This is a genomic window from Albidovulum sp., assembly GCF_041919395.1.
Taxonomy (GTDB): Bacteria; Pseudomonadota; Alphaproteobacteria; order Rhodobacterales; family Rhodobacteraceae; genus Albidovulum.
Genome location: NZ_JAYRTX010000066.1, coordinates 1 through 19,360 on the forward strand (window position 1 = coordinate 1; position 19,360 = coordinate 19,360).

Annotated in this window: 23 protein-coding genes and 1 tRNA gene; 12 read left to right on the top strand and 12 right to left on the bottom strand. The window is 69.5% G+C overall.

Annotated elements, in window-relative coordinates:
* A partial coding sequence (locus ACMUOO_RS11670) for a DNA-3-methyladenine glycosylase family protein (protein WP_413855322.1) occupies positions 1-328 on the top strand: 328 nt, incomplete at its 5' end.
* The gene (locus tag ACMUOO_RS11675; protein ID WP_301919971.1) at positions 325-987 is read left to right on the top strand and encodes an alpha/beta hydrolase; all 663 of its coding nucleotides are present in this window, start codon (positions 325-327) and stop codon (positions 985-987) included. The genes ACMUOO_RS11670 and ACMUOO_RS11675, both read left to right, overlap by 4 nt.
* A gap of 4 nt (positions 988-991) precedes the next feature.
* On the opposite strand, the gene ACMUOO_RS11680 is transcribed toward ACMUOO_RS11675, so the two are convergent.
* Positions 992-1,408: a VOC family protein gene (locus ACMUOO_RS11680; RefSeq protein WP_301920042.1), complete on the bottom strand. Its 417-nt coding sequence runs from the start codon at positions 1,406-1,408 to the stop codon at positions 992-994.
* A gap of 153 nt (positions 1,409-1,561) precedes the next feature.
* On the opposite strand from ACMUOO_RS11680, the gene ACMUOO_RS11685 reads away from it, so the two are divergent.
* On the top strand, positions 1,562-2,161 hold the full coding sequence (locus ACMUOO_RS11685; RefSeq protein ID WP_301919972.1) for an HNH endonuclease: 600 nt from the start codon (positions 1,562-1,564) through the stop codon (positions 2,159-2,161).
* Positions 2,162-2,268: 107 nt separating this feature from the next.
* On the opposite strand, the gene ACMUOO_RS11690 is transcribed toward ACMUOO_RS11685, so the two are convergent.
* Positions 2,269-2,814: a hypothetical protein gene (locus ACMUOO_RS11690; protein WP_301919973.1), complete on the bottom strand. Its 546-nt coding sequence runs from the start codon at positions 2,812-2,814 to the stop codon at positions 2,269-2,271.
* A gap of 187 nt (positions 2,815-3,001) precedes the next feature.
* On the opposite strand from ACMUOO_RS11690, the gene ACMUOO_RS11695 reads away from it, so the two are divergent.
* The gene (locus ACMUOO_RS11695) at positions 3,002-3,958 is read left to right on the top strand and encodes an agmatinase (RefSeq protein ID WP_301919974.1); all 957 of its coding nucleotides are present in this window, start codon (positions 3,002-3,004) and stop codon (positions 3,956-3,958) included.
* Positions 3,959-3,980: 22 nt separating this feature from the next.
* Here the strand turns inward: ACMUOO_RS11695 and ACMUOO_RS11700 are convergent, their stop codons facing one another.
* From ACMUOO_RS11700 to ACMUOO_RS11715, 4 genes are all read right to left on the bottom strand, one after another.
* Positions 3,981-4,334 carry a RidA family protein gene (locus tag ACMUOO_RS11700; RefSeq protein WP_301919975.1) on the bottom strand — a complete coding sequence of 118 codons (354 nt, stop codon included), beginning with the start codon at positions 4,332-4,334 and terminating at the stop codon, positions 3,981-3,983.
* A gap of 93 nt (positions 4,335-4,427) precedes the next feature.
* A complete protein-coding gene (locus tag ACMUOO_RS11705) occupies positions 4,428-4,667 on the bottom strand; it encodes a hypothetical protein (protein WP_301919976.1) in 240 nt (79 codons plus the stop codon).
* A gap of 66 nt (positions 4,668-4,733) precedes the next feature.
* Positions 4,734-4,807 (bottom strand) — tRNA-Gly (locus tag ACMUOO_RS11710).
* A gap of 31 nt (positions 4,808-4,838) precedes the next feature.
* Complete coding sequence (locus tag ACMUOO_RS11715; RefSeq protein WP_301919977.1) at positions 4,839-5,549, bottom strand: endonuclease/exonuclease/phosphatase family protein; 711 nt, start codon at positions 5,547-5,549, stop codon at positions 4,839-4,841.
* 65 nt (positions 5,550-5,614) lie between these two features.
* On the opposite strand from ACMUOO_RS11715, the gene ACMUOO_RS11720 reads away from it, so the two are divergent.
* Positions 5,615-6,277 carry a hypothetical protein gene (locus ACMUOO_RS11720; protein WP_301919978.1) on the top strand — a complete coding sequence of 221 codons (663 nt, stop codon included), beginning with the start codon at positions 5,615-5,617 and terminating at the stop codon, positions 6,275-6,277.
* Here the strand turns inward: ACMUOO_RS11720 and ACMUOO_RS11725 are convergent, their stop codons facing one another.
* Positions 6,278-7,696: a protein adenylyltransferase SelO gene (locus ACMUOO_RS11725; RefSeq protein ID WP_301919979.1), complete on the bottom strand. Its 1,419-nt coding sequence runs from the start codon at positions 7,694-7,696 to the stop codon at positions 6,278-6,280. It abuts the gene before it with no gap.
* Positions 7,697-7,754: 58 nt separating this feature from the next.
* Entirely contained in the window at positions 7,755-8,693 is a 939-nt protein-coding gene (locus tag ACMUOO_RS11730; protein ID WP_301919980.1) for a nucleoside hydrolase, read from the bottom strand.
* 150 nt (positions 8,694-8,843) lie between these two features.
* On the opposite strand from ACMUOO_RS11730, the gene ACMUOO_RS11735 reads away from it, so the two are divergent.
* Positions 8,844-9,749: a hypothetical protein gene (locus tag ACMUOO_RS11735; protein WP_301919981.1), complete on the top strand. Its 906-nt coding sequence runs from the start codon at positions 8,844-8,846 to the stop codon at positions 9,747-9,749.
* Positions 9,750-9,886: 137 nt separating this feature from the next.
* Here ACMUOO_RS11735 and ACMUOO_RS11740 read toward each other — a convergent pair whose 3' ends face one another.
* Both ACMUOO_RS11740 and mazG read right to left on the bottom strand, forming a co-directional pair.
* On the bottom strand, positions 9,887-10,894 hold the full coding sequence (locus ACMUOO_RS11740) for a Fe(3+) ABC transporter substrate-binding protein (protein WP_301919982.1): 1,008 nt from the start codon (positions 10,892-10,894) through the stop codon (positions 9,887-9,889).
* Positions 10,895-10,970: 76 nt separating this feature from the next.
* Entirely contained in the window at positions 10,971-11,831 is an 861-nt protein-coding gene (gene mazG, locus ACMUOO_RS11745; RefSeq protein ID WP_301919983.1) for a nucleoside triphosphate pyrophosphohydrolase, read from the bottom strand.
* A gap of 62 nt (positions 11,832-11,893) precedes the next feature.
* Between mazG and ACMUOO_RS11750 the strand changes: the two genes are divergently transcribed.
* The 6 genes from ACMUOO_RS11750 to ACMUOO_RS11775 all read left to right on the top strand — a co-directional run bounded on the left by ACMUOO_RS11750 (position 11,894) and on the right by ACMUOO_RS11775 (position 17,677).
* Positions 11,894-13,069 carry a M20 aminoacylase family protein gene (locus tag ACMUOO_RS11750; RefSeq protein ID WP_301919984.1) on the top strand — a complete coding sequence of 392 codons (1,176 nt, stop codon included), beginning with the start codon at positions 11,894-11,896 and terminating at the stop codon, positions 13,067-13,069.
* Between the two features lie 110 nt (positions 13,070-13,179).
* Positions 13,180-14,145, top strand: a complete 966-nt coding sequence (gene speB, locus ACMUOO_RS11755; RefSeq protein ID WP_301919985.1) for an agmatinase — start codon at positions 13,180-13,182, stop codon at positions 14,143-14,145.
* Positions 14,142-14,561 (top strand): DUF1499 domain-containing protein, encoded by a 420-nt coding sequence (locus ACMUOO_RS11760; protein ID WP_301919986.1) that lies wholly within the window; start codon positions 14,142-14,144, stop codon positions 14,559-14,561. Before speB ends, ACMUOO_RS11760 begins: the two co-directional genes overlap by 4 nt.
* A gap of 214 nt (positions 14,562-14,775) precedes the next feature.
* Positions 14,776-15,831, top strand: a complete 1,056-nt coding sequence (gene prfA / locus ACMUOO_RS11765) for a peptide chain release factor 1 (protein ID WP_301919987.1) — start codon at positions 14,776-14,778, stop codon at positions 15,829-15,831.
* Positions 15,828-16,685: a peptide chain release factor N(5)-glutamine methyltransferase gene (gene prmC, locus ACMUOO_RS11770; RefSeq protein ID WP_301919988.1), complete on the top strand. Its 858-nt coding sequence runs from the start codon at positions 15,828-15,830 to the stop codon at positions 16,683-16,685. Before prfA ends, prmC begins: the two co-directional genes overlap by 4 nt.
* 275 nt (positions 16,686-16,960) lie before the next feature.
* Positions 16,961-17,677, top strand: a complete 717-nt coding sequence (locus ACMUOO_RS11775; RefSeq protein ID WP_301919989.1) for a DUF4167 domain-containing protein — start codon at positions 16,961-16,963, stop codon at positions 17,675-17,677.
* 8 nt (positions 17,678-17,685) lie between these two features.
* Here ACMUOO_RS11775 and rsmA read toward each other — a convergent pair whose 3' ends face one another.
* Together rsmA and pdxA are read right to left on the bottom strand one after the other, a co-directional pair.
* Positions 17,686-18,528, bottom strand: a complete 843-nt coding sequence (gene rsmA, locus ACMUOO_RS11780) for a 16S rRNA (adenine(1518)-N(6)/adenine(1519)-N(6))-dimethyltransferase RsmA (protein WP_301919990.1) — start codon at positions 18,526-18,528, stop codon at positions 17,686-17,688.
* Positions 18,529-18,612: 84 nt separating this feature from the next.
* Positions 18,613-19,360, bottom strand: a 748-nt coding sequence (gene pdxA, locus ACMUOO_RS11785; RefSeq protein WP_413855330.1) for a 4-hydroxythreonine-4-phosphate dehydrogenase PdxA, incomplete at its 5' end; no start/stop codon positions are given.

The window sequence follows — 19,360 nt, forward strand, 5'->3', positions numbered from 1 at the left end:
CCAGGCGCTCGCCCGCGCCGGACTGGACTACCACGGCCTCCGCGCCGCGCCCGACGATGTGGTGATCGCCACCCTCGTCGCCCTTCCCGGCATCGGACGCTGGACGGCCGAGGTCTATGCACTGATCTCGCTCGGCCGGGCAGATGTCTTCGCGCCGGGCGATCTGGCCTTGCAGGAGGCGGCGCGGATGATCTTCGACCTGCCGGAGCGCCCCACCGAGCCGGCTCTGCGCGCGATGGCCGAGGACTGGCGGCCGTGGCGGGCGGTTGCGGCGCGTGCGCTCTGGGCCTACTACCGGCTCAGACGCAAGCGCGAGGGGATCAGGTGACACGCGAGCTCAGATTCGGACGGAAGGCGGCGCAATCGGGCGAGGCGCGGTCGCTCGTCATCTTCCTGCACGGCTACGGCGCCGACGGGGCAGACCTGCTTGGCCTTGCCGATCCGCTCGGGCCCCACCTGCCGGACACGGTCTTCGTTGCCCCCGACGCGCCCGAGCCCTGCGCGGGCAACCCCTTCGGGCGGCAATGGTTCCCGATCCCCTGGCTCGACGGCTCCTCCGAGGCGGCGGCGGCCGAGGGCCTGGCGCGGTCGTCGGCGGACCTCGACGCCTTCCTTGACGCGCAGCTCGATGCCGAGGGACTGACCCCGGACCGGCTGGCCGTGGTCGGGTTCTCGCAAGGTACGATGATGGCGCTCCATGTCCTGCCGCGCCGGCCGGAGCCCGTGGCGGGGATCGTGGCGTTTTCGGGCCGTCTGCTTCGGCCCGACCTGCTTTCCGCCGAGGCGCTGTCGAAGCCGCCCGTCCTGCTTCTGCACGGCGATCAGGACCAGATGGTGCCCTTCGCCGAAATGGCGAACGCCGGCCGCGCGCTGACTGAAGCAGGGTTCGAGACCTATGGCCATGTGATGAAGGGCACCGGTCACGGCATCGCCCCGGACGGCCTTTCGGTGGCTCTCGCCTTCCTGACGGACAAGCTTCCCGGCTGACGGCTCAGCCCCAGAGCGCGGGCTCTGCGAACTCGACAGAGTTGCCGGCCGGATCGCGGACATAGATCGACCGCGCGCCGCCCGGCCAGCGGAAGTCGGCCTCGATGGCCACCCCCGCGGCCTCAAGGTGCGCGCGCCAGGCGTCGAGCGCCTCGGCGGCGACGGAGAGGCAGTAGTGCCCTGGCCCCCGCGCCCCGTGCGGCGGAACGGGCAGGCGCGCGCCGGGCGCGGCCGGGCGTTCGGTCGCCGAGGGATCGAAGACCAGAAGGATCGAGGCGCCGACGCGGAAGAAGACATGCCGGCCGGGCTGGCGGACCACGACCGCAAGTCCGAGCGTGCCGGCGTAGAACGCCTCCGCTGCCGCGAGGTCGCCGGCGTAGAGCGCGCTTTCGAGCGTCCCGAGGATCGGCGGAGCGTCCATCGTCATTCCCCTGTCACTTTGCCGCGATAGGAGCCTACCGCAAATAGCGGGTCTTGCCAGTGGCGATACGCCAGATATAGTTTTGCGCAAGCTGGGGCGGGTGCTCCCGCCCCGGGGCCGCGGCAGGCAGACGGGGCGAGAACGGAGTCACCCATGCTGGACAGGGTTCACGACGACGAATTCAGGACGAGCTTCGTCCGCGAGCCTTCGGCTTTGAGGCGCTATCCCGCGCTGGTGCTGAACGCCGACTTCCGTCCGCTCTCCTACTACCCGCTCTCGCTCTGGCCCTGGCAGGAGGCGATAAAGGCGGCTGTCCTCGACCGCGTCACCATCGTCGCGGAATATGACGCGGTGGTGCGGTCGCAACGGGCGGCGATCCGAATACCTTCGGTCGTGGTGCTGAAGGACTATGTGAAACCCCAGAAGCGCGTGGCCTTCACGCGCTTCAATCTTTTTCTGAGGGACGAGTTCTGTTGCCAGTACTGCGGTTCGAAGGGCGACCTGACCTTCGATCATGTGGTCCCGCGCTCGCGCGGCGGCGTGACGAGCTGGGACAACGTGGTGGCCGCCTGTTCGCCCTGCAACCTCCGGAAGGCCAACAAGTCGCTGAAGCAGTCGGGTCTTTCGCTGCGGCGGCCGCCGCACCAGCCCTCGGCCGAGGAGATGCAGCGCGCGGGCCGGCGGTTCCCGCCGAACCACCTGCACCAGAGCTGGGCCGATTTCCTTTACTGGGACGCCGAGCTGGAGGCATAGGCCGGGCCGCGCCAGAGGCCGGTGATCATCTCGTCGCGGCCCAATCTCCGCCGCCGCGCCGGTGCGCTGCGGACGGCGGCGGAGCCGGCACCGGGCTTACGACCGCGCTATTCGACCGGAATCATCAGGTGGGCATAGGGTGTCCCCGCCCACATGACGTAGGGCCGCGAGGTGTCGGGCGCGGCGTCCTCGGGATAGCCGGCCATCACGTCCATGGCGTTCACGACCATGACGTGCGGGCCGGTCTGCACCCAGTTGTTGCCTTCGGACGGTGCGGTCGCATAGGGGTCGGTGTTGCTGGCGTCGGTGCCGCCGGCCAGCATGTACATGAAGCCGACCTTGCCCTTGGGCGGCTCCGTCTTGCCGATCCAGGCCATGGCCCATTCCATTGAGTTCGCATCGCCGCACATCGGGTCCGGTCCCGGAGTGGCGGGATTGTCGGGCATGCACCAGAACCCGTTGGTCCCTTCGCGCAGCGTCCGCATCGCGCCGGATGCGTCCGCGGCGTAGATCGTCGCGCCGGCCGACACCGCCGCCGGCGCGGCGGACTCGGCGCTCTTGATAAGGTCGGCATCGTCCGCAAACGCGGCAGAGGCGGCGACAAGGCTGACTGCCGTCACCAGACCACTCGTCACCGTCAGAAGGCTTTCCATGGTGATACCCCGCTTGGTTGGTCTTAATCTCTTTCGACCTCTGGCCCGGGGCGCGGTCCCGCGACCGGACCAGCGCGCCTCTCATAGCAGATTTCACCTTTTCCGGCAATTCGCGAGGCTTCCGGCGCGGGGGCTTTACCTCGCCCGGCGGTGCTGCAATGGTCGCTGCGACAACAGGGAGGGCACGATGGCCGATACGTTCTTTCAACCGATTTCGGGCATGGACCTGCCGCGCTTCGCGGGCATCGCCACCTTCATGCGCCTGCCGCATGTGACCCCGGGCCATCCGCGCGAAGCCGACGTTCAGATCGGGCTTGTCGGGCTTCCCTGGGATGGTGGCGTGTCGAACCGCCCGGGGCCCCGCCATGCGCCGCGGCAGCTGCGCGACTATTCCTCGATGATCCGGGCGCAGCATCCGGTGACGGGCCTGCGGCCCTTCGCGGCGGCCAACTGCGCCGATCTCGGCGACGTCGGCCCGAACCCGGTCGATGGCGCCGACACGCTCGCCCGGTTCGAGCGCCACTTCGCCGGGCTGAAGGCGAAGGGGATACGCCCGCTTTCGGCGGGTGGCGATCACCTCTGCACGCTTCCGGTGCTGCGGGGGCTCGCCAAGGACGCGCCTCTCGGTCTGGTGCATTTCGACAGCCACACCGATCTCTTCCCGCCCTATTTCGGCGGCACGGTGCTGACCCACGGCAACCCGTTCCGGTCGGCCGTGGAGGAGGGGTTGCTCGACCCCAGACGGATGATCCAGATCGGCATCCGCGGCACGATGTACGACAGCGCCGACCGCGACTTCGCCAGGGCCCATGGCATCCGGATCGTCACGATCGAGGAGTTCTTCGCGCGCGGCATTCCCGACGTCATGGCCGAAGCGCGCGAGATCGTCGGCTCCGCGCCCGCCTACATGTCCTATGACATCGACTTCGTGGACCCTTCGGTCGCACCCGGAACAGGCACGCCCGAATGGGGCGGGCCGAACGCGTTCCAGGCGATGCAGGTCGTGCGCGAATGTGCCGGGCTCAACATCGTCGCCGCCGACCTCGTGGAGGTCTCGCCGCCCTTCGACCCGAGCGGAGGCACCGCTTGGCTCGGCGTCTCGCTGATGTTCGAGATGCTCTGCGTGATGGTTGCGGCACTCTGACCGCGACCGGGCACGCGGGGCCTCAGGCCTGCGCGGCGGTGACGATGATTTCCACGAGGTACTCGGGTGCCGCGAGCTTCGCCTCGCCCGTGGCGCGGGCCGGCGTGTGGCCCTGGGGCACCCAGCCGTCCCAGACCGCGTTCATCGCGGCGAAGTCGCGGCCGATGTCGGCCAGCCAGATCTGCGTGCGCAGGATCCGCGTCTTGTCGGATCCGGCAAGCGCGAGAAGCCGGTCGATCTCGGCCAGGCACTCCTTTGTCTGGCCGGTGATATCGCTGCCGGGCTCGCCCACGACACCGGCGAGGTGAACGATACCGTCATGGATGACGGCATTGGACATGCGTTTTCCGGTTTCGATCCGGGTGATCTGGGACATGGGGAGCCTCCTTGCTGCTCTTGCCCGATAGCGCAGAGGGGCGGCAAAGGAAAGGGCGGCCGGGGCCGCCCTCTGCCGGTCCTGTGTGGCGGCTCACATGCCGAGAAGCTTCAGCGCCTCGCCGAGGTCGCTCTCGGACTTTGCGTGGTCGCCGGCGTCATGGGCGGCCTTGCCGCTTTCATAGAGCGCCATGACCTGCGCCTTGGTGGTGTCGTCGACCGTCGTCGTGGCCATCGCCGCGTCGATCTTCCTCATCAGAGTCGGGCATTGGTTGGCGAACGCGGGGCCTGAGAGGATGGCGAGTCCGGCCAGCGTCAGAAGGAACTTCCTCATCGCAAGGGTCCTCACTGCAAGCGCGCCGTCCTGTTCGCGGCGCCCGGGGACCTTATCACGGGAAGCTGGAGCGGGTGAAGGGAATCGAACCCTCGTCGTAAGCTTGGGAAGCTTCTGCTCTGCCATTGAGCTACACCCGCCCGTGCCCGCTCCTTACCTTGCGCCGCCGTGTCAGGCAAGGGCTTCCGGCGGCTCCACCCTGAGGTCCACCCAGACCGGCAGGTGGTCCGAGGCGAGGGCCGCGGGCGCGAGGCGGTGGACCCCGGCGGTGACGAGGTGGATGCCCGAGGAGATCGCCACGCGGTCGAGCGCGCCGATCGGCCGGGCTGCCGGAAAGCTCGGGCCCGGCGCATGAAGCCGGAACGCGGGGCCGAGGGCCTCTGCCCCGCCATGCGCGGACCAGTCGTTGAAATCGCCGATGATCGCGGTCGGCCTGTCGCCGCGGCGGCCGATCGCGGCCCGGATCGCGGCGAACTGCATCCGCCGATAACGGCGGATCAGCCCGAGGTGTGCCCCGACGACCCGGAGACCGCCGTATTCGGGACCGAGCTCGGCCAGGATGGCGCCGCGCGGCTCCAGCCCCGGCAGGAGAAGCCGGCGCACCTTCTCCACCGCGATCCCGCGCCGCACCAGCATGGTCTGGCCGTGCCAGCCAAGGCTCGGACCCTCGGGCGCGAAGGGCAGGACGCCGAAATCGGTCTCGCGCTCGATCAGCGCGCGCGGCAGCGCTGCGGGACGGGGCGGCAGGCGGTGATCGACCTCCTGCAGCGCCACGATGTCGGCATCGAGCGCATTCAGCACCGAAACGATCCGCTCGGGGCTGCGCCGGCGGTCCATCCCGAGGCACTTGTGGACGTTGTAGGAGGCGAGGCGCAGTTGCATGGCCAATGTCTAGACCGCCGCGCCCGGGGGTTGAAGCGCCACCCGGCGCTTCCTACGATTCATTGATGTGGATCGCGCGCCTTCGCCGCCAGCCGATCGTCGTTCAGGCGATCTGGGCGGGTCTTGCCATCGCCTTCGTCGCGGCGCTGGTCGAGGCGCGCTGGTCGCTTGCCTTCGTCTCGGTGGCGACCTTCGCCTTGTCGCTGGTTCCCGTGCTCGCTCAGCGTCGCCTCGGCATCCGCCTGCCGGCGCGATTCTTCGGCTGGATCGTGGTCTTCGTCTTCGCGACGATCTTCCTCGGCGAGGCCTTCGACTTCTACGGCCGCTTCTGGTGGTGGGACGTGGTCCTGCACGGCGGCTCCGCACTTGCCTTCGGTCTGATCGGGTTCCTCTTCGTCTTCATGCTCTTCGAAGGCGACCGCTACGCCGCTCCGGCGGGCGCGATGGCCTTCATGAGCTTCTGCTTCGCGCTCACCATCGGCGCGCTCTGGGAGATATTCGAGTTCGCGATGGACCAGATCTTCGGGCTGAACATGCAGAAGACCGGGCTCATCGACACGATGTGGGACCTGATCGTCGACACGGTCGGCGCGGCCGTCGGCGCGACCGCCGGCTATCTCTTCCTGCAGGGTCGGCACCTTGGCGGGCTGACGCTGGCGCTGAAGGAGTTCATCGCGGCGAACCGGTGGCTCTATCGCAGGCGCCGCTTCTTCCGCAAGCGGCGCTGATCAGGTGCCGCAGAAGGTGCGGGTGACGGCTTCCCCGGGCAAGGGGGCCGCATCGTAGCCCTCGGCCTCGGGGCGCCGCTCGAAAGGGCGGGCGAGCACGGCGTTCAGCCTGTGGAAAGGCCCGAAATCGCCCGCGGTCGCGGCCCGGATCGCCTCCTCCACGCGATGGTTGCGGGGGATGTAGACAGGGTTCGCGGCGCGCATCACCGCCACGGGATCGGCTTCGCCCGCGAGTCGTGCCCGCCATTCCGCCTCCCAGCCGGCGAAAGGGCCGGGGTCCGCGAATTCGGCCGCCGCCGTACGCTCAGCCAGACCGCGGAAGGTGCGGGTGAAGTCGGCCCGCCCCTCGGCCATGCGCGACAGGAGCGAGGCGACCAGCGGCGCGTCGCCCTCCGCTTCCGTCGCGAGCCCGATCTTGGCGCGGAAGAGCCGGAGCCATTCCGCCTGGTAGTGGTCGGCAAAGCGGTTGATCGCCTCGGTCGCGGCCTCGATGGCCGGGCCTTCCTCGCCCATCAGCGGCAAGAGGCAAGAGGCCAGTTGCGCGAGGTTCCAGAGCGCGATCTGCGGCTGGTTGCCGTAGGCATAGCGGCCGAACTGGTCGATGGAGGAGAAGACCTTCGCCGGGTGGTAGGCATCGAGGAAGGCGCAGGGCCCGTAGTCGATGGTCTCGCCCGACACCGCCATGTTGTCGGTGTTCATCACGCCGTGGATGAAGCCGAGGCTCATCCATCTCGCGATCAGCCGTGCCTGCGCCGCGGTCACCGCCGAAAGGAGGCCGAGCGGCCCCTCCGCGCCGGGGTAGTGGCGCGCGATCACATGCCCGACCAGAAGCCCCAGCGCGTCTGTGTCCCCGCGCGCGGCGAAATACTGGAAGGTGCCGACGCGGATATGGCTTGCCGCGACGCGGGCGAGGACCGCGCCGGGGATCGGCGTCTCGCGCCAGACGGCCTCGCCCGTCGTCACGGCGGCGAGCGCGCGTGTCGTCGGCACGCCAAGTGCCGCCATGGCCTCGGAAACGATGTATTCGCGCAGGACCGGCCCCAGCCCCGCCCGCCCGTCGCCGCGGCGCGAGAAGGGCGTCGGGCCGGAGCCCTTGAGCTGGAGGTCGAATCGCGCCCCGTCCGGCGCGACGATCTCCCCCAGAAGGAGCGCGCGGCCGTCGCCAAGCTGCGGCACCCAGCCGCCGAACTGGTGGCCGGCATAGGCCTGGGCGAGGGGGGCAGCGCCCTCTGGCACGCGGTTTCCGGCGAAGACTGCGATCCAGTCGGGCGAGGCGAGCGCCTCGGGATCGAGGCCGAGCCGTTCGGCAAGTCCGCGATTCACCGCGACAAGACCCGGCTCGGCCACCGCGACGGGCGGCTGGCGCACGAAGAAGCGCTCCGGCAGGCGGGCGTAGCTGTTGTCGAATGCGATGGTCATGGGCGCGTATCCGGTGACCAATGTAGGATCGGGCGGCGATCTTTGGAATGCCCGGATGTCACAGTCGCGCGAGCCGCTCGGTCAGAAGGGCATAGAAGCCCCCGGCATCGATGCCGCCCATGAACATCGCGTTGGCCGGCCGACCCGTGACGCGCCACCAGTCGGCGACGGTCATGCCGAGCGTGAGCTCGCCCTTCACCTCGATCTCCACGTTCACATGGCGGCCGGTGAAAAGATCGGGCTCCAGGAGGTAGGCGATGACGCAGGGGTCGTGCAGCGGCGCGCCCTCGCTGCCATATTTCGCCATGTCGAAGCGTTCGAAGAAATCGGTCCAGCTTGCCACCGCATGGCCGACCGGCGTCCCGAGGGCGCGGAACGCCTCGACGCGGGCCCGCGTGGTCAGCGCCTTGTGCGTGACGTCGAGCGGCATCACCACGATGGGAACGCCGGATTTGAAAACGATGTCAGCGGCTTCGGGATCGACATAGATGTTGAACTCGGCCGCCGGCGTGACGTTGCCCACCTCGAAGTAGGCCCCGCCCATCAGCACGATCTCGGCCACCCGCGGCACGATGTCGGGCGCGCGCAGGAAGGCAGTGGCGACATTGGTCAGGGGCCCGATGGGGCAGAGCGTGACCGTGCCCGGCGCTTCCTCGCGCAGCGTCTCGATCAGGAAGTCGACGGCGTGGCCCTCGGCCAGCGGCATAGTCGGATCCGGCAGCGCGATCCCGTCGAGCCCGGACTTGCCGTGGACATATTCCGCTGTCACCAGCTTTCGCGCCATCGGCCGGTCGCAGCCCGCGAAGACACGCACGTCCTCGCGTCCCGCGAGTTCGCAGACGACACGGGCGTTCTTCGAGGTGAGCGGCAGGGGTACGTTGCCCGCGACCGTGGTGATCCCGAGCACGTCGAGCTCCGCCGAGGCGAGCGCGAGCAGGATCGCCACGGCGTCGTCCTGCCCCGGATCGGTGTCGATGATGATCTTTCGCGCCCGCATGATCTGCCCCCGCCTTTGGCGGGAGAGTGGCGCCGGCTGGCCCGCTTGTCCAGCCGAGGTGCGGCCTTCGCCCGAAGCTCAACCAAAAGCTGACATACCTCGGCCATATTCTCCTGCGACCAAGGTTTCGTCCTTAACCACGATCCCGTCATGCGCACCGAATCGTCCCAGATCCTCGTCCACGCCGGTCTTCACGCTTCCGGGGCCGAAGACTTCCAGCGATTTCTCGGCCTCAACCGCGCCGCGATCCAGGCCGAGGGATTCGACCTCGCCTATCCGGGGCGGGGCGGCGCTTCCGGTGGAAGCTTCGACTGCGCCTGGCCCGACGCGCGCCACCGCCGCGACGACCTCGATGCCTTCGTCGCCCCGGTGGCCGCGACGCTCGGCGCGATCCGTCACGCGGGCACCTGCGGACTCATCCTCTCCGAACATGACCTCGCCGGACGGATGGCGACGCTGCTGCAAGGGCGTTTCTACCCCGCCGCGCGCAAGCGGGCCGAGGTGATGTCGCGCGCGCTCGGCCGCCCGGTGGACCGGCTGGTGATCACGCTTCGCCCCTACGACAGGCTTTTCCGCAGCGCCTGGGAGCGCTATGCGCTCGAACGCGAGATGGCGCCCTTCGTCGAGCATGCGCCCGCGATGGCAGCCTTCGCCGGCGGCTGGATCGAGGTGGTCGAGGCGCTGCGCGACGGGCTTCGCGCCCGCGAGGTGATCGTGCTTTCGGAACGCACCGGCCCGCGCGAGCTTCTGTCGTTCCTCGCCCCCGGCCTCCATCTGGCCGGGACGGAGGTGCCGCCCCCGGCGCCGGTCGTGACCGACAGCGCCATCGCGATGATCCAGCGGCATCTCCGCCAGGGCGCCCGCTTCGCCCCCGGCCAGCGCGACCGGCTTCTGGCATTCCATGCCCGCCAGCCGCAGGTGGAGCGCGACCCGGGCTTCGCCGGGCTCCAGCTTGCCGACCTGCGCGGCCGCTACATCGCCGACCTCGACGCGCTTGCGCGGCTCGACGGGGTGATGGTGGTGGGCGGCGTCCTGCCGGCCATCGCCGCCGAGTAATGGCAGCAGAAGGTTGAAGGCCCCGCCGCAAGCGGCAGGGCCTTCCAGCTTTCCGACCTGGGCCTGGAAGGTTTCAGGCCCCGGCTGGGAAAAGGTCCCCAGCGCTCCTTCCGGTGCGACGGCCGCCGCGAGCGGCCTCAGCCGTCGAAGTTCACCTCTTCCATGAGTTTCAGCGCCTCGGGGCGGTGCTTCGCGACATCCATCAGGTTCAGCGTGTCGGGCGTGAACGCGCCCCAGCTTTCGACCAGCGCGGAGCGGGCGACCCCCGGCTTGACCGGGAATTCGTGGTTGGTCTCGGCATAGATCTTCTGGGCCTCGTCGGAGGAGAGGAATTCCATCAGCTTCAACGCGGCATCCTTGTTCGGCGCCGCCTTTGTCAGCGCCACCCCCGAGACGTTCATGTGCGTACCCGCCCCCTCGAAGGTCGGGAAGACGATGCGCACCGAGTTGGCCCACTCGACCTGTTCGGGGTCGGAGAGCATCTCGCCCATGTAGTAGGTGTTGCCCAGCGAGATGTCGCATTCGCCGGCCCAGATCGACTTCACCTGTCCGCGGTCGTTGCCCTCGGGCTTCTTGGCAAGGTTGGCCTTCAGCCCCTCGAGCCAGGTGCGGGTGTAGTCCGCCCCGTGGTGCCCGATCATCGCCGCCGCAAGGCCGAGGTTGTAGTCGTGCGTCCCCGGACGGGTGCAGATGCGGCCCTTCCATTTCGGATCGGCGAGGCCCTCGTAGGTCGTGACCTCGCCGTCGGCGACGCGCTCTTTCGAGGCATAGACGATCCGGGCGCGCGTGGTGAGGCCGAACCATTGCTTGCCGGGGTCGCGGAACTCGGCCGGGATATTGGCGGTCAGAACCTCGGAATCCACCGGTTGGGTGACGCCGGCCTCCACCACCTGGGCGAGGCGGGCGATGTCCACCGTCATCACCAGGTCGGCGGGGCTGCGGTCGCCCTCGCTTACCAGCCGCTCCACCATGCCCTTTTCGACGAAGGCCACGTTGACCGCGATGCCGGTTTCCTCCGTGAAGCGGTCGAAGAGCGGCTGCACCAGTTCCGGCTGGCGCAGCGAATAGACGTTCACCTCTTCGGCAAGCGCCGGGACAGCAACGGTCGCGGCGAGGAGCGCGAGGAGAGAGGGACGGGCATTCATTGGTTGACTCCTTTAGTCGGTTATTGCCGCCCTTATCGCCGCGACCGCGGCCCCGGTCAATACCCGACAGAAGAAGTCATCTATCTTGTGCGGCGATCCTCTCTGACGCCTTCGCCGCGTTCCAGAGCGCGTCCATCTCGGCCAGGTCCGAATCTTCGGGCCGCTTTCCGCGCAGCGCAAGCCCGGCCTCGATCGCGGCGAATCGGCGGGTGAACTTGGAATTCGCTGCACGCAAGGCGGTTTCCGGGTCGATCTTAAGGTGTCGCGCTAGGTTGGCGACAACGAAGAGGAGATCGCCGAACTCCTCGAAGACCTCTGCCTCGGTCAGCCGGTCGCGCGCCTCGGCCAGCTCGCGCGCCTCCTCGGCGATCTTGTCGACGACCTCGGTGGTCGAGGGCCAGTCGAAGCCCACCCGCGCGGCGCGATTCTGCAGCTTCACCGCCCGCGTGAGCGCCGGCAAGCCGAGCGCCACGCCGTCGAGCGTGCCCTTCGCCGGACTTCCGGCCCGCTCGGCCGCTTTCATCCGCTCCCAGTCGCGGGTCTGGTCCTCGGCCGTCTTGTCGCGGCTTTCGTCGCCGAAGACATGCGGATGGCGCGCCACCATCTTGTCCGACACCGCCCGCACCACGTCGGCGAAGCCGAAATGCCCCGCCTCCGCCGCCATCTGCGCATGGTAGACCGCCTGGAAGAGAAGATCACCCAGCTCGCCCCTGAGCTCGCCCCAGGCCCGCCGCTCGATCGCGTCGGCGACCTCGTAGGCCTCCTCGATCGTGTAGGGCGCGATGGTCGCGAAGTCCTGCTCGAGGTCCCAGGGGCAGCCGGCTTCCGGGTCCCTGAGCCGCGCCATGATCTCGACCAGCCGCTCGATCCCGGCTTCGGGGTCATGGACGAGACGGTCGGAGGCGGTGCGGTCGGAGGCGGCTCGGTGCAGGGTCATTGCAAGTCTCCCGGCTTTGCGGTTCTCTTGCGGCTTATCCCGACGCCGCCGTGAGAGTCCACATGCCCGTCCTGAACCGAATCGCCGACTTCGCCCCCGAGATGACCGCGTGGCGGCGGCACCTTCATCAGCACCCGGAACTCAGCTTCGCGTGCCACAAGACCGCGGCCTTCGTTGCCGAACGGCTGCGCGCCTTCGGTGTGGACGAGATCCACGAGGGAATCGCGACGACGGGCATCGTCGCGATCATCGAGGGCCAAGGGGGCGCCCCGGGCGAGGGGCCGACGATCGGGCTCAGGGCCGACATGGACGCGCTGCCGATCGCCGAGACGACGGGGGCGGAGCATGCCTCCACCGTGCCCGGCGTGATGCACGCCTGCGGCCATGACGGCCACACGACCATGCTCCTTGGCGCGGCGAAGTACCTTGCCGAGACGCGCCGCTTCCGCGGCCGCGTCGCGCTGATCTTCCAGCCGGCCGAGGAGGACGGCGGCGGCGGCAACGTCATGGTGCAGGAAGGCATCCTCGACCGTTTCGGCATCGGCGATGTCTATGCGATCCACAACACGCCGCAGGTGCCTCTGGGGCGATTCGTGACCACGCCGGGGCCGATCATGGCGGCGGTCGACACCGCCTGGGTGACGCTGACCGGCCGGGGTGGCCACGGCGCCTATCCGCACGACTGCATCGACCCGATTCCGGCGGTGGTGGCGTTGGCCGCGAGCCTCCAGACCATCGTCAGCCGCAACGTGAACCCCTTGAAGGAAGCCGTTGTTTCGGTGACGGAAATCCATTCCGGGACCGCCTCGAACATCATCCCCGGGACGGCGCGGCTGACGGCGACGATCCGCTCCTTCGATCCCGAGGTGCGGGCGCTCCTGAAGCGGCGCTTCCACGAGATCGTCGAAGGGATCGCTGCCGCCCATGAAGTCACGGCGAAGATCGACTACGACTGGGGCTATCCGGCCACCGTCAACGATCCCGCGAAGACCGCCTTCGCCGCCGAGGTCGCGCGCGAGGTCGCCGGGGCCGCGGGGGTGGAGGAGCATGGTGGCCGCGAGATGGGGGCGGAGGATTTTTCCTACCTCCTCGAAAAGCGGCCCGGCTCGTACCTTTTCCTCGGCCAGGGAATGGGCGCGGGGCTCCATCATTCTGCCTATGATTTCAATGATGAAGCGGCTCCCATCGGGGCCAGCTTCTTCGCCCGGCTGGTGGAGCGGGCTCAGCCCCTCGCGTGATTTGATCAAATTTTCTTGACGAATCGGGACCGGAACGCCTTGGCTGGCGGCATCCGGATCGGCGGCGTCTCCGGCTTGAACGACGCCAGACCCCATCACGGAGCCCTCTCATGGCTTTGGAAGACGCAAGACGCGAGGTCGACCTCGCCTTCACCCGCAATGAACGCCGTGGCCTCGCCTTCGAGAACGCCTTCGGCGGCGCCACCAGCTTTCTGCGCCGCCGCTATTCGAAGGACCTGACCGGCGTCGACCTCGCCATCACCGGCGTGCCCTTCGACCAGGCGGTGACGCACCGCACCGGCACCCGCTTCGGCCCCCGCGCGATCCGCGAGGCTAGCGCCCTGCAACCCTTCGATCCGCCCTATGGCTGGGGCTATTCGCCGCTCGACGTGATGGACATCGTGGACTATGGCGACCTCGCCTTCGACTATGCCAGGGTCGCCGATTTCCCCGACACGCTGACCGCCCATATCCGTGGTATCCTCGCCGCCGGGCCGGGCACCATCACCCTCGGCGGCGATCACTACATCACCTTCCCGATCCTCAAGGCCTATGCCGAAAAGTTCGGGCCCGTCGCGCTGATCCAGTTCGACGCCCATTCCGACCTCTGGGCCGACGACGACCTCTCCCGCATCGACCACGGCACGATGAGCTACAAGGCGGTGAAGACGGGGCTCGTCGAGCCGAAGGCGAGCGTCCAGATCGGCATCCGCACTGAATGCGACGATTACCTCGGCGTCTCGGTCATCGACGCGCCCGAGGTGCACCGGAGCGATCCCGCGGCGGTCGCCGCGAAGGTCCGCGCCATCGTCGGCGACCGGCCCTGCTATGTCAGCTTCGACATCGACTGCCTCGACCCGGCCTTCGCACCGGGCACCGGCACCCCGGTCTGGGGCGGGCTCGCCTCCTGGCAGGCGGCGGCGATCCTGCGTGGCCTTGCCGGAATCACCCTCGTCGGCGGCGACGTGGTCGAGGTCTCGCCCGCCTACGACACGACCGGCGCCACCGCCATCGCCGGGGCCCATGTCGCGCATGAGCTCATCTGCCTCTACGGCTGGACACGGCGGAAGGGGTGAAGATCGCGCTGCTCCTTCTCGCGCTGATCGTCCTCGGGGGCATGGCGTACGTGCGTCTTGCCCCCTCCGATCCGGCCCGCTGGCATGTCGATCCCGGCCAGGTGACAGGTGGCGGCGAACGGCGCTCGGTGACGCTCGACGGCACGCCGCCGCGGGAGACCCTTGCCCGCCTCGACGCCATTGCGCTCGCCACCCCGCGCACGACCCGGCTCGCCGGCAGTCCGGAGGAGGGCCGGATCACTTGGGTGACCCGCTCGGCCCTGTTCGGTTTTCCCGACTACACGACCGCCGCGACCCGGACCGAGGGAACGGCGACGGTGCTGACGCTCCACGCCCGCCAGCGCTTCGGGCGCAACGACCTCGGGGTGAATGGGGCAAGGCTGGACGCATGGCTTGGCTTGTTAGGCGCCCCTTAACCCCGTGATCGAATTCCCCGCGTGCGTTTTTTTCGCGGGACGAGCCTGTCGGTTAGGAGCTGGTTGCCCGTCCGACTTCCGTCGGTTTTCCGTCCCGACAGGCCGCGCGCCTGCTTCTTCCCCGCTCAAGCGCTCCATGGGGGCTCGGGGTGCGCGAATCCTCCGGGCCGCTCTCCCCCTTGACCGAAGCCGGGACAAGGGCCAAACCCGCGCCATGGTGCCCCTCGACAAGCTCGACCAGATCACGCGCCGCTTCGGGTTCCTCGAAGCGAAGCTCTCGGCCGGTGCCGGGCCAGCGGAGATCGCCGCGCTTTCCCGCGAGTATTCCGACCTCAAGCCCGTCGTCGCGGAAATCGCCGCATACCGCCGGGCGCTCGCCGATCTCGCCGAGGCCGAGGCGATGCTCGCCGACCCCGAGATGAAGGCGCTGGCCGAGGATGAGATCCCGGCGCTGAAGGCGCGCATCCCCGAGATGGAGGCGCGGCTTCGCCTCGCGCTCCTGCCGAAGGATGCCGCCGACGCGCGGCCGGCGATCCTCGAGATCCGTCCCGGGACGGGCGGCGAGGAGGCAGCGCTCTTCGCCGGTGACCTTTTGAGGATGTACCAGAAATATGCGGAAGCTCAGGGCTGGCGCTTCGAGCTTCTCGACCTTGCCGAGACCGAGCTTGGCGGCGTCAAGGAGGCCATCGCCCGGATCGAGGGCGAAGGGGTCTTCGCGCGCCTCAAGTTCGAATCCGGCGTCCACCGCGTCCAGCGCGTGCCCGAGACGGAAGCCGGGGGCCGCATCCACACCTCGGCCGCGACCGTCGCCGTCCTGCCCGAGGCCGAGGAGGTGGAGATCGACATTCCCGCCGCCGAGATCCGCATCGACACGATGCGATCCTCGGGCGCGGGCGGGCAGCACGTCAACACCACCGATTCCGCAGTCAGGATCACCCATCTGCCCACCGGGATCGTCGTCACGAGTTCGGAAAAGTCGCAGCACCAGAACCGCGCCAACGCGATGGCGGTGCTGCGCGCCCGGCTTTATGACCTGGAACGCTCGCGCGCCGACGATGCCCGCGCCGCCGACCGCAGGGCGCAGGTCGGCTCGGGCGACCGGTCGGAGCGCATCCGCACCTACAACTTCCCGCAAGGCCGGATGACCGACCACCGCATCAACCTGACGCTCTACGCGCTGCCGCAGATCATGGGCGGAGACCTTGGCGAGGTGATCGACGCGCTGGTCGCCCATGATCAGGCGGCGCGGCTGGCGGAGATGGAGGCGTGACCGGAGCCGAGGCGCTGGCCGATGCCGTCCGGCGCCTGAAGGCTGCCGGGATCGACAGCGCCGCAGGCGATGCGCGCCGGCTTCTCGCCCATGCGCTCGGGGTCGCGCCGGACCGCGTGACGCTCGTCGCGCCCGAGGAGATGCCGCCCGAGGCCGAGGCCCGCTTCTTGGCCGCCGTCGCTGCCCGGGCGGCCCGCCAGCCCGTCGCCCAGATCACCGGCACACGCGATTTCTTCGGGCGGAGCTTCCTCGTCACCCGCGATACGCTCGACCCGCGCCCCGAGACGGAGCTTCTGGTCGCGGCGGCGCTGGAACGCCCCTTCGTGAAGATGCTCGATCTCGGAACCGGGACGGGCTGCATCCTCCTTTCCTGCCTCGCGGGGATGCCCGTCGCCACCGGCACGGGCACCGATGTCTCCGCGGCGGCGCTGGAGGTGGCGCGCGAGAACGCCCGGCGGCTCGGGCTTTCCGGCCGGGCGCGGTTCCTTGCTGCCGACTGGTTCGCGGCGGTGCCGGGCAAGTTCGACCTCATTGTCTCGAACCCGCCCTACATCGCCGAAGCCGAGATGGCGGGGCTTGCCCCGGAGGTGCGCGACTGGGAACCTCGGGGCGCGCTTACCCCCGGCGGCGACGGGCTTGACGCCCACAGGGCCATCGCCGCGGGGGCGGGGGCGCGGCTGATGGCGGGCGGCAGGCTCATCCTCGAGATCGGGCCGACGCAGGCGGCAGCCGTCTCGGCGCTTCTCGTCGCGGAGGGTTTTGCCGCGCCGGAGGTGCGCCGCGACCTCGACGGCCGCGACCGGGTCGTGATCGCCGCGAAAGGCGGGGACGGATCGGACTGCGGCGCGGCCTGACCGCGCTTTCCCCCGGCGTGGAACGCCCCGGAGTTGCCCGTGGCATTTCAGCACGTTTCCCGCACGCGGCCGCGCGAACGGTCCTGTTTTCGAAGAATCCGCTTGTCAGGCGCGGCGCATCGTGCATTAAAGACCGCGTGACGGGCTGGTGAATTTCACTGCCCGCTGCGCTTTGCCCGGAAATATCTCGATCCGCGATCGCGCCCGGTTCGGTGGCGACGCAGGCCGACAGGGCGGGCGGAACCACAGCCTTAGGCTCGGACAGACAAGAACACATGAGATCATCCAAATCCCGTTCGCGTTCGAAATCGAACCGGCAGCGCTCGCTTGGCAACGTCGTCAATCGGGTCTTTGACTCCTCGGGCCCCGAGGGCAAGGTCCGCGGCACGCCGCAGCAGATCATCGACAAGTACCTGATGCTCGCCCGCGACGCGCAGCTCTCCAACGACCGCGTGGCGGAGCAGAACTTCCTCCAGCATGCCGAGCACTACACACGGATGCTCGGCGAGGCGCAGCGCGAGATGAGCCGCGAGCACGAGATGCGCCAGGGACAGCCGGGCGAGGGCGGACAGAACGGCGGCCAGGCCTATGGCGGCCAGGGACAGGGCGGCCAGGGACAGGGTGGGCAGGGTCAGGGTGGTCAGAACGGCCACCACGGCCAGCCGAACGGCGACCGCCAGCAGCAGCACCGGCCGCGCTACGATGACCGGGCCGAACGCGAGGCGCCGGAACAGCGCCCGGCCAATGCGGCGCGCGAGGAGGAGGCGGACGAAGGCCCAGGCCTCGTCGAGACGCCCGAGGCGCGGATGGAGCATCGCCGCTCTGCCGTGATGATGCCGGAGCTTCCCGCAATCGACCCGCCGCAGCAGACGGCCGCAGAGACGCCCGCAGAGACGCCCGCACCGCCGAAGAAGCCGCGCGGGCCGCGCAAGCCCAAGGAAAAACGCGGCGACGCGGAGGGCAAGGAGCCTTCGGCCGACGCGGCCGAGTAAGCTCCCGCTCAGCCCGCCGCGACGATTCGGGCGAGCGCGCAGAATGCTTCAAGAGACACTTCCTCGGCCCGCGCGGTCGGCGCGATTCCGGCGGCGAGGAGCTTTGCCTCGATTTCCGGCGCGACGCCCCTGAGACTCGCCCTGAGCATCTTGCGCCGTTGGTTGAACCCGGCCGCCACGATCCGGTTCAGCACCTTCGCATCCGCCGGAAACCGCGGCGCGGGCAGGGCGGTGAGCTGCACCACCGCCGAGTGGACCTTGGGCGCGGGCGTGAAGGCCTCGGGCGGCAGCACCATGACGATCCGCGCCTCGCACCGCCACTGCGCGAGGAGGGCAAGCCGGCCATAGGCCTTCGTCCCTGGCCTGGCCACGATCCGCTCGGCGACCTCCTTCTGGAACATCAGCGTCAGGCTCTGCCAGAAGGGCGGCCAGACCGGCGGGGTCAGCCAGCCGGTCAGAAGCTCGGTCCCGACGTTGTAGGGCAGGTTGGCCACCACCCGGATCGGCGGGGTGAGCCGCGCGGCCGCGTCCACCTCCAGCGCATCGCCGTGCACGACCTCCAGCCGCCCGGGCCAGGCCGCCGCGATCTCTGCCAGCGCGGGCAGGCAGCGTTCGTCCTTCTCCACGGCCAGCACATGCCGCGCGCCTTCGGCGAGCAGCGCGCGGGTGAGACCGCCGGGGCCGGGGCCTACCTCCAGCACGTCGGATTGCGTGAGGTCGCCGGCCGAACGCGCGATCTTGGCCGTCAGGTTCAGGTCGAGAAGGAAATTCTGCCCGAGCGCCTTCTTCGCGGCGAGCCCGTGGCGCGCGATCACCTCGCGCAAGGGCGGCAGTCCGTCAATCGCGGCCATGCGCCCGGCCTTCCATGGGGCGCCGGACACGACCGGCGCGCGCCCACGCGGCGCGGCGGGCGCGAGGGGGCGCCACCGTCGCCATCACCCGGCCCGGTTCCGCGCCATTTCGCGCGCGATCCGCAGCGCGGCGACGAGGCTCGACGGGTCGGCCAGCCCCTGGCCCGCGATGTCGTAGGCCGTGCCGTGATCGGGCGAGGTGCGCACGAAGGGCAGGCCAAGCGTCACGTTGACCCCGCCCGCGAAATCGAGCGTCTTGATCGGGATCAGTGCCTGGTCGTGATACATGCAGATGGCCGCATCGTAGCGGGCACGCGCCGCCGGGTGGAACATCGTGTCGGCAGGCAGCGGCCCGGCGAGGGCGAAGCCCTCGGCGCGAAGACGATCGAGAAGGGGGGAGATGAGCGCGATCTCCTCGCCCCCCATGGCGCCGCCTTCGCCGGCGTGCGGGTTCAGGCCCGCCACGGCGAGGCGCGGCTCATCGAGTCCGAAGTCGCGCAGGAGCCCGTCGCGGGTGATCCGGATCGTCTCCTCCAGAAGCGCCGCCGTGAGCCGCCGCGGCACCTCGGCCAGCGGGACATGGATCGTCGCCGGCACGACGCGAAGCGCGTCGCAGGCGAGCATCATCACCACGCGCGGAACGCCCGCGAGATGGGCGAGGTATTCAGTGTGGCCGGGAAAGGCGAAGCCGGCGCCGTCCTTCAGCGCCTTCTTGTGGATCGGCGCGGTGCAGACGGCCGAAGCCTCCCCGGCCATCACGAGCGCAACTGCGCGGGCGATGACGGCGATCACGGCCGCGGCGTTCTCTGCCGTGGGCGTCCCGGGGAGGGCG

What these genes read in the sequence shown, in the direction of transcription:
- ACMUOO_RS11680 (WP_301920042.1), bottom strand. Translation starts at nt 1,408, where the DNA reads ATGGACGCTCCGCCGATCCTCGGGACGCTCGAAAGCGCGCTCTACGCC.
- ACMUOO_RS11685 (WP_301919972.1), top strand. Translation starts at nt 1,562, where the DNA reads ATGCTGGACAGGGTTCACGACGACGAATTCAGGACGAGCTTCGTCCGC.
- ACMUOO_RS11690 (WP_301919973.1), bottom strand. Translation starts at nt 2,814, where the DNA reads ATGGAAAGCCTTCTGACGGTGACGAGTGGTCTGGTGACGGCAGTCAGC.
- ACMUOO_RS11695 (WP_301919974.1), top strand. Translation starts at nt 3,002, where the DNA reads ATGGCCGATACGTTCTTTCAACCGATTTCGGGCATGGACCTGCCGCGC.
- ACMUOO_RS11700 (WP_301919975.1), bottom strand. Translation starts at nt 4,334, where the DNA reads ATGTCCCAGATCACCCGGATCGAAACCGGAAAACGCATGTCCAATGCC.
- ACMUOO_RS11705 (WP_301919976.1), bottom strand. Translation starts at nt 4,667, where the DNA reads ATGAGGAAGTTCCTTCTGACGCTGGCCGGACTCGCCATCCTCTCAGGC.
- ACMUOO_RS11715 (WP_301919977.1), bottom strand. Translation starts at nt 5,549, where the DNA reads ATGCAACTGCGCCTCGCCTCCTACAACGTCCACAAGTGCCTCGGGATG.
- ACMUOO_RS11720 (WP_301919978.1), top strand. Translation starts at nt 5,615, where the DNA reads ATGTGGATCGCGCGCCTTCGCCGCCAGCCGATCGTCGTTCAGGCGATC.
- ACMUOO_RS11725 (WP_301919979.1), bottom strand. Translation starts at nt 7,696, where the DNA reads ATGACCATCGCATTCGACAACAGCTACGCCCGCCTGCCGGAGCGCTTC.
- ACMUOO_RS11730 (WP_301919980.1), bottom strand. Translation starts at nt 8,693, where the DNA reads ATGCGGGCGCGAAAGATCATCATCGACACCGATCCGGGGCAGGACGAC.
- ACMUOO_RS11735 (WP_301919981.1), top strand. Translation starts at nt 8,844, where the DNA reads ATGCGCACCGAATCGTCCCAGATCCTCGTCCACGCCGGTCTTCACGCT.
- ACMUOO_RS11740 (WP_301919982.1), bottom strand. Translation starts at nt 10,894, where the DNA reads ATGAATGCCCGTCCCTCTCTCCTCGCGCTCCTCGCCGCGACCGTTGCT.
- mazG (WP_301919983.1), bottom strand. Translation starts at nt 11,831, where the DNA reads ATGACCCTGCACCGAGCCGCCTCCGACCGCACCGCCTCCGACCGTCTC.
- ACMUOO_RS11750 (WP_301919984.1), top strand. Translation starts at nt 11,894, where the DNA reads ATGCCCGTCCTGAACCGAATCGCCGACTTCGCCCCCGAGATGACCGCG.
- speB (WP_301919985.1), top strand. Translation starts at nt 13,180, where the DNA reads ATGGCTTTGGAAGACGCAAGACGCGAGGTCGACCTCGCCTTCACCCGC.
- prfA (WP_301919987.1), top strand. Translation starts at nt 14,776, where the DNA reads ATGGTGCCCCTCGACAAGCTCGACCAGATCACGCGCCGCTTCGGGTTC.
- ACMUOO_RS11775 (WP_301919989.1), top strand. Translation starts at nt 16,961, where the DNA reads ATGAGATCATCCAAATCCCGTTCGCGTTCGAAATCGAACCGGCAGCGC.
- rsmA (WP_301919990.1), bottom strand. Translation starts at nt 18,528, where the DNA reads ATGGCCGCGATTGACGGACTGCCGCCCTTGCGCGAGGTGATCGCGCGC.